The following is an 11553-nucleotide window of genomic DNA, read 5'->3' as shown; positions in this document are numbered from 1 at the left end:
TGGCTACCCCCCACACATCGCCGGCCGAGCGGAGCCGCTCGAGGCGGGTGCGCGCCTACGGTGTTGCCATGCAGTCCAACAGGTCCGCGCCTAGCGCCACCGTCATCCCCGTGCTCAGCTACCCGGACGTGCGGGCTGCCGTCGACTGGCTGACCGCCGCGCTCGGTTTCCGAGAGCGGGTGCGGATCGGCGAGGACCACCGGGCACAGCTCCAGGTCGGTGCGGACGGCGCCGTGATCGTCGCCGACCGCGGTCGGGACGGCGGGTCCGACGATCGGCACCTGTGCAAGATCCGGGTCGAGGACGTGGACGCGGCCTTCGCGCGAGCGGTCGAGCACGGCGCGACGGTGCTGGAGGAGCTCACGACCCGTAACTACGGCGAGCGTGAGGCGACGGTGGCGGACCCGGCGGGCCACCGCTGGCAGCTGACCCAGACCGTCCGCGACGTGGCGCCCGAGGAGTGGGGCGGACTCAGCTTCCCCTAGTGAGGGGCTCCAGCCGCACGACGTTCCACGACACCGGCGGCAGCGCGGCACGGAGCAGCCCGTCGGTGACCTCGACCTGCACGAGCGGACGCGGAACCACGGCGTCGGGCCGCTCGGCGGTGTTGGTCGTGCGGAGGTCGTCGGCGGTCAGGGTCGTCGCGGAGCTGACCCGGTGGTCCGGGAAGGCGCGCATCGTCGCCTCCATGTCGAGCTGGTCGGTGGTGGAGCGGTTGACCGCGAACATCGTGAGGGCACCGGAGTCCTCGTCGTACGTCGCCGTCACGTCCAGCAGCGGCACGGCCCCCAGCTCGCCGGCGTCATAGCTGTCCACCCGAGGCTCGACCCGCAGCACGTCGCCCCGGGCCATCGACGCCGCCTGCGCGAACGGGTGGAAGATCGTCTGGCGCCAGGCCGGCCCGCCCGGCTCGGTCCGGATGGGCGCGATGACGTTCGCGAGCTGCGCCTGGCAGGCGATCCCAACACGGTCGGCGTGCCGGAGCAGCGAGATGAGGAGCGAGCCGACGACGACCGCGTCGACGACGTCGTACGTGTCCTCGATGAGAGGCCGGGCCTCGACCCAGCCGGCCCGCGCCAGCGCCCACTCGTCCAGGTCCGACTGGTACCAGACGTTCCACTCGTCGACGGAGAGCCGCAGCCGCTTGCGAGACTTGAGGCGCGCCCCGACGTGGTCGGCGGTCGCCACGACGGCGCCGATGGCCCGGTCCAGGTCGACGCTGCTCCCGAGGAACTCCTCGGTCGGGCGGCCCCGCGGGTCGTAGTAGCTGTGCAGCGACACGAAGTCCACCGCGTCGTAGCACTCCTCGAGGACGGTCGCCTCCCACGACCCGAACGTCGGCATCTGCGGGCCGGAGCTGCCGCAGGCGACGAGCTCGATCCTGGGGTCGACCCGACGCATCGCCCGCGCCGTCTCCGCGGCCAGACGGGCGTACTCGAGTGCCGTCTTGTGTCCGGTCTGCCAGGGCCCGTCCATCTCGTTGCCCAGGCACCACACCCGGACGTCGTGCGGTCTCGGTCCCGTTGGTCCGCCTGAGGTCCGACAGCCGGGTGCCGCCCGGGTGGTTGCAGTACTCCAGGAGGTCGAGGGCCTCCGCGAGCCCCCTGGTCCCGAGGTTCACCGCGAGCATCGGCTCGACGTCCGCCTCCCGGCACCACCCCACGAACTCGTCGACGCCCACGGTGTTGGGCTCGATGGACCTCCAGGCGAGGTCCAGCCGTCGCGGCCGCTGGTCGAGCGGCCCGACCCCGTCCTCCCACCGGTAGCTCGAGACGAAGTTGCCGCCGGGATAGCGCGCGATCGTGGGGCCCAGCTCACGGACCAGCTCGAGCACGTCGCCCCGCATCCCCCGGCCGTCCGCGGTGGGGTGCCCCGGCTCGTGGATCCCGGTGTGGACGCAGCGGCCCATGTGCTCGACGAACGAGCCGAACAGCCGGGGATCGACCGCACCCACCCGGAAGGCCGGGTCGAGGACCAGCGTGGCTCGCCGCATCGTCGCGACTACCTGGGTCGGCGCTTCTTGAGCAGCTTGCCGACACCGTTGGTGAGCGCCACCACGAAGAAGCCCTTGTTGGCGTCGGTGTACCAGACCGCACGGCGGGACCGGTCCCATGCCGGGGCCGACATGGCGAAGGCGCCGAGGGCCGTGGGGTTGAGCGAGCTCGAGCCGGGCACCGTCGGCTCGTTGAAGTACGCCACCTCGCGCGGGTTCTCGACGTCGCGGATGTCGAAGAGGCGCAGGCCGGACAGGATCATCGAGCAGCCGACGATCTTGGGGTTCCGGGTCTTGGGCAACGAGCAGTAGTGGCCGGCGTAGCCCTGCACCGGGATCAGCGCGCCCGGGTCGAGCTGCTGGTCGCCGGCCCGGGCGCCGGGCTGGTGCACGGCGAGCCGCAGGTGGGAGACGACCTTCGGGTTGGCCGGGTCCTCGATGTCGATGATCCGGGCCGCACCCACCGGCGCGCTGGACTGGGTCGGGCCGCCGTCGAGGCCGAAGTCGGCGAACTCGTCGACCTCGAGCAGGTAGTCCCGGCCCTTCTTGGTGAACGGCTCTGCCACCTGCGGCAGCGACCCCTCGGGCCAGTCGAGGTTGGCGATGATCCTCACCCTCGGGTTCGGCTTGCGGTCCTGGATCTCGGACACGTCGAGGATCCGCAGCCCGCCGGAGGAGAGCCGGACGCCGCTGGGGTTGCCGATGTTGGCGACGTACATCGTCCGGCCGTCGGGCGAGAGCCGCAGGCCGTGGTAGTTGACGCCGCTCTGGAAGAAGATCCGCTTGGGCTTGCGCGGGTCGGACACGTCGACGGCGGCCAGCGTCTGACCGCCGGTGCTGGACGCGTAGAAGGTCTTTCCGTCCGGCGCGAAGCCGCTCTCGTGGCCGAGCACCGCGGTGTCGGTCGAGGACAGCAGCTTCGGCTTGAGGCAGTTGGTCCGGACGTCGTAGATGTCGAGGATCCCGACGTTGGTGAACGGGTTGCCGAGCACCGCGGCGAGCAGGCCCCGCTCCTCGTTGAGGACCAGCGACTCGTGCGGGCTGAGCATCGCCGGTGACGTCAGCGTGGCGACCTTGCGTGGCTTGCCCGGCTTGCTCATGTCCAGCACCACGACGCCGAGCCCCTCGGCCGCGTTGTAGAGCACGTCCTTGGGGAACAGCAGCGTGGAGTCGTAGAACGCGCAGGTGTGTCCCGACGCGTCCCGGTAGCGGTGGACCTTGAACCCGCCGGTGGTCCCCTGCTGGGCCAGCGGCCTGGTGTTGCAGCGGTAGCCCTGGCTGACCCGGCCCGACGCGTAGTCGGCCAGCGGGACGCGGCCCTGGATCGCGGTCTCGGGGCGGGCACCGGGCCCGCACTCCGCCGCCGGCGTCGCGGCCGGGAGCGAGTCACCCTGCGCCGACAGCACGCCGGAGACGGTCACGCCCGTCACCGCCAGCGCGAGCGCGACCAGGACGACCAGAAGCCGACGTAGAGCAGCAGTCCCCGTGATGACCATCACCCGAGGGTATCCAGATCGGACCCCATCGCGGCAGGTCGGTAGCGAGGCACAGCCCACGCGAGAGCACGCCACGGCACGCCTCGGCACGGCTGAACGACGCCGGTTGGGATACCGGGTCCACCATGTTCGACGACTTCACGCTCGAGACGGTCGATGTGGGCGAGGTGAAGCTGCGGGTGCGCCATGGAGGTAGCGGCAGCCCCGTCGTGCTGCTCCACGGTCACCCGCGCACCCACACCACCTGGCACGCCGTGGCGCCTCTGCTGGCGACGGAGCACACGGTGGTCTGCCCGGACCTGCGCGGGTACGGACGCTCGACGCTCCCGGCCGACCGGCCCGACCACGCCCAGTCCTCGAAGCGCGCCATGGCCGCCGACGTGGTGGCGTTGATGGCGGGGCTCGGCCACGAACGGTTCGCCGTGGTGGGCCACGACCGCGGCTCGGCGGTCGCCTACCGGACCGCCCTGGACCATCCGCAGGCGGTGACCAGGCTCGTGGTCATGGACGGGCTGCCCATCGTCGAGCACCTCGAGCGGACCGATGCGAGGTTCGCCCAGGCCTGGTGGCACTGGTGGTTCCTCGGCCAGACCGAGAAGCCCGCCGAGCGCGTCATCAGCGCCGATCCGGACGCGTGGTACCGCACCCCCGCACCGGAGGAGATGGGGCGGGCCAACCACGAGGACGTGTGGGTGGCCTTCCACGACCCGGGGGTCGTGCACGGCATGTGCGAGGACTACCGCGCCGGGCTGGGCGTCGACCGCCGCCACGACGAGGACGACCGAGCGGCGGGACGACGGATCGCCTGCCCGACGATGCTCCTCCAGGCGGGGCAGGACGACCTCGACATCCACGGCGACCCGGCGGCGATCTGGGCGGCGTGGCTCGAGCACCCGCTGGCACATCGTGTCGTCGACTGCGGACACCACCAGGCCGAGGAGGCGCCCGAGCAGGTCGCCTCCGCCCTGCTCGACTTCCTCGGCTGACCCCTGGTCGCGGGGCCAGTTCGCTGTCCCGACTGCGGTCCTAGCTGCGGTCCCTAGCTGCGGTAGGAACCCAGCTTCTCCACGGCCTCCTCGAACTCCGAGACCAACGACTCGATGACGTCGGCGACGGGCTGGACCTCGTTCATCCGGCCGACGATCTGACCGACCGGCATCGAGATGACGTCGGGGTCGTGCGCGGCGTTGATCCGGTTGTGAGCCTCCGCGACCAGCAGGTTCTGCAGCGGCATCGGCAGCGGCTCGGGAGCACCCTCCTCGGCCCAGGCCTCGGTCCACTTGGTCTTGAGCAGCCGGGCCGGCTTGCCGGTGTAGATCCGGGTGCGCACGGTGTCGCTGGAGGTGGCCCGGGTGAACGCCGTCTCCCAGCCCTGGTTGCTGGCGAGGTTGCGGTACTCCTCGGTCCCGAGCCAGATGGACCCGGTCCACACGCCCTGCGCGCCCAACGCCAGCGAGGCGGCGACCTGGCGGCCGGAGCCGATGCCACCGGCACCGAGGACGGGGACGTCGGGGCCGACCGCGTCGACGATGTCCGGGGTCAGCACCATGCTGGCGATCTCACCGGTGTGGCCGCCGGCCTCGTAGCCCTGCGCCACGATGATGTCGACGCCGTTGGTGACGTGGGACAGCGCGTGCTTGGCCGCGCCGGCGAGCGCCGCCACCTTGATGCCGTGCTCGTGGCACTTCTCGATGACGTCGACGGGAGGCGAGCCGAGCGCGTTCGCGATCAGCACCGGCCGGTGCTGGAGCGCGATGTCGAGGTGCGAGCGGGCGACCGAGTGGAGCCAGCCGAGCACGCCCTCGCGACCCTCGCCCTCCGGCAGCGGCGGGACCCCGAGCTTGAGCAGCGTCTCGTCGACGAACTTCTTGTGCTCCTCGGGGATGTACGTCGACAGGTCGGCGGACGTGCCCTCGGTGGGGATCTTCATCGGCATCACGATGTCGACGCCGTACGGCTTGCCGTCGGTGTTGTCGTCGAGCCAGCTCAGGGTCTTCTCGAGCTCCTCGGTGTCGTTGAACCGGACGCAGCCGAGGACGCCGAGCCCGCCGGCCCGCGAGACCGCGGCCGCGACGTGCTCGGACGGGGTGAACGCGAAGATCGGGTAGTCGATCCCGAACTCGTCACACAGTGGCGTGCGCAAGAGCCAGCTCCTTCGCCTTGGGGTACTGGGCCTTGCCGGTGGCGTTGCGCGGCACCTCGTCGACGACGGTCAGCGCCCGGGGCAGCTTGTAGCCGGACAGGTAGGTGCGCAGGAACTCCCGGAGCTCGTCCAGCTCGAGCGTGGCGCCGTCGCGCAGGGAGACGACGGCCGCGACCGCCTGGCCGTACTTCTCGTCCGGGATGCCCACCACGAGGGTGTCGTAGACGGCGGGGTGGTTCTTGATCGCCATCTCCACCTCCTCGGGGTAGACCTTCTCGCCGCCGGTGTTGACGCAGTTGCTGCCGCGCCCGAGGAGGGTGACCTTGCCGTCCTCCTCGATCCGGGCGTTGTCGCCGGGCACCGAGAACCGGGCGCCGTTGACCTCGATGAACGTCTTCGCCGACTTCTCCGGGTCCTTGTAGTAGCCGACCGGGACCGAGCCGCCGCGGGCGAGCCGCCCGATGGCGCCGACGTTGCTCGGGTCGATGGGCTGGTTGTCGTCGTCGAGCACCACGGAGTTCGGCCCGAGCGCGACGACCGGGCCGTCGGTGTTGATCTTCGCGTCCTTGTCCTGCATGCCCATGCCGGTGAAGCCGGTCTCGGTCGCACCGATCGAGTCGGTGAACACGGCGTTGGTGAACACGTCCATCCAGCGCTTCTTGACCGGCGGGCTGAAGATCGCGGCGCTGCTGGAGATCGCGAACAGGCTCGAGCCGTCGTACGGCGTGCCGGTGGCGGCTTTGCGCTCGTACTCGTCGATGAGCGGGAGCGCCATGGCGTCGCCGGTCATGAAGATGAGCTGGACCTTGTCGCGCTCGATGATCTCCCAGGTGCGCTGGGCGTCGAACTTGGGCTCGAGGATCGTGAGGTGGCCGGCGAACAGGTGCATGAGGAGACCGGCCTGCGCGCCACCGTGCATCAGCGGGCTGAGCGGGAACGTCGTCATCCGCGGGTCGTTGGCGGTCTTGGACTGGTCGTACTCCTCCAGCGGCTCGCCGGTGTAGAAGTCGATCCCGCCGCCGAGGGTGCGCCAGAAGTCCTCGTGGCGCCACATGACGCCCTTGGGGAAGCCGGTGGTGCCGCCGGTGTAGATGATGTGGATGTCGTCGGCGCTGCGCTCCTCGAAGTCGCGCTCGGCGCTCTGGCCGGCCATGGCGTCCTCCAGCGTGACGCCGCCGAAGGCCGAGATGTCGGAGTCGTTGTCGGGGTCCTGGACGTCCGGTAGCGACACGAAGGTCGTGAGCTTGGGGTGCTGCGGGGCGCACTTCGCGACCAGGTCGGCGTAGGTGCGCTCGAAGAGCACGGCCACCACGTCGGCGTTCTCGAAGAGGTAGTTGAGCTCGGCCTCGACGTAGCGGTAGTTGACGTTGATCGTCACGGCCCGGAGCTTGAGGGTGGCCAGGAGCCCGATCACGTGCTCGATGCTGTTCTTGGCGTACAGCGCGACGTGGTCCCCCGCCTTCACCCCCTGCGCGGCGAGGTAGTGGGCCAGCTTGTTGCTGTCCCGCTCAAGGTCGGCGTACGTCGCGACCCGGTCCCCGACCTTGACGGCGGGGTTGTCCGGGGCCACGTCGACGGTGTGCTCGAAGAGGTCGGCGATGTTCAGGGCCACGGCGGAAGACTAGAACACGTTCTTGTTTTTGACTACGATCGCCCGGTGACCGACGAGCCGACTGACGAGCAGAAGCAACCGCACGCGCTGGTGGAGCAGGACGGCCACAAGCTCGTGGTCACCATGAACCGGCCGGAGGCCCGCAACGCCCTCTCCGGCGAGATGCTGGCGATCATGACCGAGGCCTGGGACCGGGTGAACGAGGACCCGGAGATCCGGGTCTGCATCCTGACCGGCGCCGGCGGCTACTTCTGCGCCGGCATGGACCTCAAGGCCGCCGACAAGAAGCCACCGAGCGAGAGCTTCGAGTCCGGCGAGTTCGACCCGTCGGTCATCAAGTCGCTGCTCAAGGGCTTCCGGCTCACCAAGCCGCTGATCGCCGCGGTCGAGGGCCCCGCGATCGCCGGCGGCACCGAGATCCTCCAGGGCACCGACATCCGGATCGCGGGCGAGTCGGCCAAGTTCGGCGTGGCGGAGGCCAGGTGGAGCCTCTACCCCATGGGCGGCTCCGCGGTCCGGCTCCCCCGGCAGATCCCCTACACCGTGGCGATGGAGCTGTTGCTCACCGGACGCGTGATGAAGGCGCCGGAGGCCAAGGAGGTCGGCCTCATCGGCCACGTCGTCCCCGACGGCCAGGCACTGGCGAAGGCACACGAGATCGCCGACCAGATCGCCGCCAACGGCCCGCTGGCCGTGCAGGCGATCCTCAAGACGGTTCGCGACTCCGAGGGCAAGCACGAGGACGACTGCTGGCAGGACGACGCCCGGGTCGGCGCGGCGGTCTTCTCGTCCAACGACGCCAAGGAGGGCCCGAAGGCCTTCATCGAGAAGCGCCCGGCGCAGTTCACCGGGAGCTGAGCCCCCCGTAGCCTGTCCGCCGTGGTGATGGGCAGCGGCTTCGTGGTCCTGGTCGTCCTCTTCGTCCTCGCGGGGATCGGCCTGGTCGTCTACTCGTTCGTGCAGGCGGCCAAGCGGCGCGAGGCCATGGCGGCGTACGCCGGGTCGCGCGGCTGGCGCTACGAGGCAGAGCAACCGCTGCTGGTCGACCGGTTCGACGGTCCCCCGTTCGGGATCGGTCACGGGCGCTCGGCCACCAACGCGGTCTACGGGCAGCACGACGGCCGCGAGTTCGTGTCGTTCGACTACGAGTACAAGACGACCAGCGGCTCCGGGAAGGACCGCCGGACGACGACGCACACCTTCTCGGTGGTGGCCCTGTCCATGGGCGTCTCGCTCCCCTCGCTCCGCGTGGACCCCGAGAACTTCGTGGAGCGGGTCATCGGCAGGGTGACGAACACCGACATCGAGCTCGAGCTCGAGGACTTCAACCGGGCGTTCACCGTTTCCTGCCCGGACCGGAAGTTCGCCTCCGACGTCCTGCACCCGCAGATGATGGAGTTCCTGCTGCAGCACCGCGAGGTCGGCTGGCGCTTCGAGCGCGACTCGATGCTGATGGTGAGCGGCACCAGGCGGTCGGTGGCGGAGATCGATGCGACCCTGGCGCTGATGGACCAGATCAGCGACCGGATCCCGGACTTCGTCTGGCGTCAGGTGAGGGGCGAGTCATGACCGTGCTCTACGTCGTCCTCGGCGTGGTGGCGTTCCTGCTGCTGTGCCTGGTGGTCATGTACAACCGGTTCGTCCGACAGCGCACCCTCGTCGACGAGTCCTGGGGAGGCATCGACGTCGAGCTGACCCGGCGGCACGAGCTGATCCCCAACCTGGTCGAGACGGTGCAGGGGTACGCCGACCACGAGCGGGCGGTCCTCGAGTCCCTGACCCGCGCCCGGGAGGCCGCGACGGCGCACCGGTCCGACGACCCGGCCCGGCGTTCGGAGTTCGAGGAGTCCGTCGGGCGCGCTCTCACCGAGGTGCTGGCCCGGGTCGAGGCCTACCCGGACCTCCAGGCGAGCCAGAGCTTCCTGGACCTCCAGGACGAGCTGACCAACACCGAGGACCGGATCGCCGCGGCGCGCCGCTTCTACAACGGCAACGTGCGCGCCTACAACACCCGGGTGGCCACGTTCCCCTCCAACCTGGTCGCCGCGATGTTCGGGTTCAGGGCGCGGGAGTTCTTCGAGGTCACCGACGTCCACGTGCGGTCCGCCCCCTCGGTCTAGCGACCGCCTAGAGCATCCGCCCCACGTGCCGGTGGGCCACCTGCAGCACGATGTGCGCACCCACAACCACATAGAACGCCACGTGGGACGCGACGTGCAGCGCGAGCGCGGCGTCGCCGCGGGAGAGCAGCAGGCCGGAGACCGGCACGAGGAACAGCAGGAGCAGCATCGCCTTCTCCAGCCAGTGCTGCAGGGTCCGGCCGAGCTTGCCGTAGCGGTCCGACCACGGCGGCAGCGGTGTGAAGCGCCGCCAGAGCACCCGGATGCCTGCCAGCACCAGGATCGCGATGCCGAGCACGACGTGCAGGTCGGACGGGTCGTCCTCCGCGGCGTCCTCGTCGCGGTCGACCCGCTCCTCGCAGCGCTCCTCCTCCGCCTCGGCGGCGTCGGTGTCGGCGGTCGCCTCGCACGCCTCGTCGCGACGGTCGAACACCGAGTCGTCGGTCTCCATCGTGTAGCCGACGACGAACTGGGCCACCACGACGAGGAAGGTCAGCCAGTGCAGGGACTTGGTCAACAGCCCGTAGCCGTGCGGCCCGTTCCTCACGTGCATGGGTCTGGTGTACCCGCTCCGCAGCCGCCGGGGCCCTCAGACCGGCGTGATCGGGATGGACTTCCGCGGCTCGAACGCGAACGCGCTGCCCGTGCTGAACCGGGTCACCGCGACCTCGTCGGCCTCCGTGGCCGCCTCGGTCCGGGGCACCAGCGTGGCCACCCAGTCCGAGTCCGAGCCGGTGACCTCGACATCGAGCAACGGGTCGACGGCGCGCACGACGGCCTCGAGCGGCCGGACCGCCCCAGGCCCGCAGAGCGAGATCCAGGCGCCGTCCTCGTGCGCCGGGCCGGCGGTGACCGCGAGGGTGCCGTCGGTGACCTGCGCCTCGACGTACGCCGCGGGGTTGAGCAGCGGGTGCAGCTCGAGCGTCCGCAGCGCGTCGGTGCCGAGGGCGCGGCTGATCCGCTCCGCGGCGATGCCGGCCACACCGACCAGCTGCTTGGTCGCCATCTCCCGGAGCTGCTCGTCGGTGTCGCAGCGGGCGCGCAGTGCGACCAGGAACGACAGGTTGAGCAGGTGCATCTGGAGGCAGACCTCGTCGGCGATCCGGACCAGCGCCGAGTGCGAGAACGCCGCGAAGTCGAGGTCGGAGAGCAACGGACCGGTGTAGTCGGCGCGGCCCTCCCCCGGGCCCGCTGACTCGTCGATCGGGTCGAGCAGCAGCGACGCGGCGCGGGTCCGCTCGACCTGGGCCAGCGCGGGGATCCCCTCCACCGAGGGGTAGGACTCGTCGATGATCACGGTCCAGGCGCAGTGCGGGTGCTGGTCGGGCGAGCTGCGAGGCGGTCGGTGGACCGGCCGCACCTGGGCCTTGGGGTTGGAGGCGACCGCCGTCGCGTCGAACGTCGGGTCCTCGATGTCGTGGCACATGGAGCGGACGTAGTCCTCGCCCATCGGCTCGACGTCCATCAGGGCCCCGCAGTGGTCGAGGTGGAACTCTCCGTGCCAGGAGTCGTGGACCGTGTAGCGGAAGTCCATGAACTGCGGTGGGGCCCCGATGTCGAGCTGGAGGCCCTTGAAGATCGTGACCACGTCCCCGGTGCCCGGGGTGACCGGCGCGTAGCGGAGCGCCTTCTGCATCCGCCGGGTGTAGATCGGCGACGAGCCGGCCCACTCCTCGATGGCGATCCGCGCCATCTCCTCGCGGCCGAACGCCGAGATGCACCAGGCCATGCCCGAGCGGTCGATGAGCTGCCCGATGAGCAACAGCTCCGGGACCAGCCTGGCGAGCTCGTCCCGCTCGAGGTCGGCGTACCTGCTGCGCGTCAACCGACGGCCCGCTCGCCCGTCCAGTACTGCGCCCTGAGCGCCTTCTTGTCGGGCTTGCCGAGACCGGTCAGCGGCAGCGCGTCGGTGGCGATGATCTGCTTCGGCGCCTGGACCGAGCCCTTGCGCTCCTTGACCATGTCCTGGATCTCGTGGACGACGTCATCGGTGAGCTCGTGCCCGGGTCGGAGGACGACGATCGCGGTGACCGCCTCTCCCCACTTCTCGTCCGGCGTGCCGATCACACCGACCTGCGCGATCGCCGGGTGCTCGGCCACGACGTCCTCGACCTCCCGCGGGAACACGTTGAACCCGCCGGTGACGATCATGTCCTTGGTGCGGTCGACGATGTACCAGAAGCCGTCCT

11 protein-coding genes and 1 pseudogene are annotated in these 11553 nt (G+C 70.5%); 5 read left to right on the top strand and 7 right to left on the bottom strand.

Annotated features, from left to right (window positions below; translation table 11 throughout):
• The first annotated feature begins 68 nt into the window (after window positions 1-68).
• Entirely contained in the window at window positions 69-485 is a 417-nt protein-coding gene (locus JHD21_RS16050; protein ID WP_292677240.1) for a VOC family protein, read from the top strand.
• On the opposite strand, the gene JHD21_RS16045 is transcribed toward JHD21_RS16050, so the two are convergent.
• Both JHD21_RS16045 and JHD21_RS16040 read right to left on the bottom strand, forming a co-directional pair.
• On the bottom strand, window positions 472-1497 hold the full coding sequence (locus JHD21_RS16045; RefSeq protein ID WP_365696253.1) for an alpha-L-arabinofuranosidase C-terminal domain-containing protein: 1026 nt from the start codon (window positions 1495-1497) through the stop codon (window positions 472-474). The two genes, JHD21_RS16050 and JHD21_RS16045, sit on opposite strands and share 14 nt — an antisense overlap.
• Before the next feature lie 504 nt (window positions 1498-2001).
• Window positions 2002-3489 carry a hypothetical protein gene (locus tag JHD21_RS16040; RefSeq protein WP_292677238.1) on the bottom strand — a complete coding sequence of 496 codons (1488 nt, stop codon included), beginning with the start codon at window positions 3487-3489 and terminating at the stop codon, window positions 2002-2004.
• Window positions 3490-3614: 125 nt separating this feature from the next.
• On the opposite strand from JHD21_RS16040, the gene JHD21_RS16035 reads away from it, so the two are divergent.
• A complete protein-coding gene (locus JHD21_RS16035) occupies window positions 3615-4475 on the top strand; it encodes an alpha/beta hydrolase (protein ID WP_292677236.1) in 861 nt (286 codons plus the stop codon).
• A 53-nt stretch (window positions 4476-4528) separates the two neighbouring features.
• On the opposite strand, the gene JHD21_RS16030 is transcribed toward JHD21_RS16035, so the two are convergent.
• Together JHD21_RS16030 and JHD21_RS16025 are read right to left on the bottom strand one after the other, a co-directional pair.
• On the bottom strand, window positions 4529-5632 hold the full coding sequence (locus JHD21_RS16030) for a nitronate monooxygenase family protein (protein ID WP_292677234.1): 1104 nt from the start codon (window positions 5630-5632) through the stop codon (window positions 4529-4531).
• Window positions 5613-7244 carry an acyl-CoA synthetase gene (locus JHD21_RS16025; protein WP_292677232.1) on the bottom strand — a complete coding sequence of 544 codons (1632 nt, stop codon included), beginning with the start codon at window positions 7242-7244 and terminating at the stop codon, window positions 5613-5615. The genes JHD21_RS16030 and JHD21_RS16025 overlap by 20 nt, the downstream gene beginning before the upstream one ends.
• A gap of 45 nt (window positions 7245-7289) precedes the next feature.
• On the opposite strand from JHD21_RS16025, the gene JHD21_RS16020 reads away from it, so the two are divergent.
• Genes JHD21_RS16020 through JHD21_RS16010 form a run of 3 tightly spaced genes read left to right on the top strand, consistent with a single transcriptional unit; the run spans window position 7290 to window position 9364 of the window.
• The gene (locus JHD21_RS16020; RefSeq protein ID WP_292677230.1) at window positions 7290-8102 is read left to right on the top strand and encodes a crotonase/enoyl-CoA hydratase family protein; all 813 of its coding nucleotides are present in this window, start codon (window positions 7290-7292) and stop codon (window positions 8100-8102) included.
• Window positions 8103-8129: 27 nt separating this feature from the next.
• A complete protein-coding gene (locus tag JHD21_RS16015) occupies window positions 8130-8813 on the top strand; it encodes a DUF3137 domain-containing protein (protein ID WP_292677242.1) in 684 nt (227 codons plus the stop codon).
• A complete protein-coding gene (locus tag JHD21_RS16010) occupies window positions 8810-9364 on the top strand; it encodes a LemA family protein (RefSeq protein WP_292677228.1) in 555 nt (184 codons plus the stop codon). The genes JHD21_RS16015 and JHD21_RS16010 overlap by 4 nt, the downstream gene beginning before the upstream one ends.
• Window positions 9365-9371: 7 nt before the next feature.
• Here the strand turns inward: JHD21_RS16010 and JHD21_RS16005 are convergent, their stop codons facing one another.
• From JHD21_RS16005 to JHD21_RS15995, 3 genes and pseudogenes are all read right to left on the bottom strand, one after another.
• Window positions 9372-9917, bottom strand: a complete 546-nt coding sequence (locus JHD21_RS16005) for a cytochrome b/b6 domain-containing protein (RefSeq protein WP_292677226.1) — start codon at window positions 9915-9917, stop codon at window positions 9372-9374.
• Between the two features lie 36 nt (window positions 9918-9953).
• The gene (locus JHD21_RS16000) at window positions 9954-11189 is read right to left on the bottom strand and encodes a hypothetical protein (RefSeq protein ID WP_292677224.1); all 1236 of its coding nucleotides are present in this window, start codon (window positions 11187-11189) and stop codon (window positions 9954-9956) included.
• Window positions 11186-11553, bottom strand: a pseudogene (locus JHD21_RS15995) (acyl-CoA synthetase); the annotation flags it as partial. The gene JHD21_RS16000 and the pseudogene JHD21_RS15995, both read right to left, overlap by 4 nt.

It is taken from the genome of Nocardioides sp., assembly GCF_016462705.1.
GTDB lineage: Bacteria > Actinomycetota > Actinomycetes > Propionibacteriales > Nocardioidaceae > Nocardioides.
This window is presented reverse-complemented; position numbering and strand designations above follow the sequence as displayed.

Excerpts from the sequence above, each read along its gene's own strand:
- JHD21_RS16050 (WP_292677240.1), top strand. The coding sequence starts at position 69 with ATGCAGTCCAACAGGTCCGCGCCTAGCGCCACCGTCATCCCCGTGCTC.
- JHD21_RS16040 (WP_292677238.1), bottom strand. The coding sequence starts at position 3,489 with ATGGTCATCACGGGGACTGCTGCTCTACGTCGGCTTCTGGTCGTCCTG.
- JHD21_RS16035 (WP_292677236.1), top strand. The coding sequence starts at position 3,615 with ATGTTCGACGACTTCACGCTCGAGACGGTCGATGTGGGCGAGGTGAAG.
- JHD21_RS16015 (WP_292677242.1), top strand. The coding sequence starts at position 8,130 with ATGGGCAGCGGCTTCGTGGTCCTGGTCGTCCTCTTCGTCCTCGCGGGG.
- JHD21_RS16010 (WP_292677228.1), top strand. The coding sequence starts at position 8,810 with ATGACCGTGCTCTACGTCGTCCTCGGCGTGGTGGCGTTCCTGCTGCTG.
- JHD21_RS16005 (WP_292677226.1), bottom strand. The coding sequence starts at position 9,917 with ATGCACGTGAGGAACGGGCCGCACGGCTACGGGCTGTTGACCAAGTCC.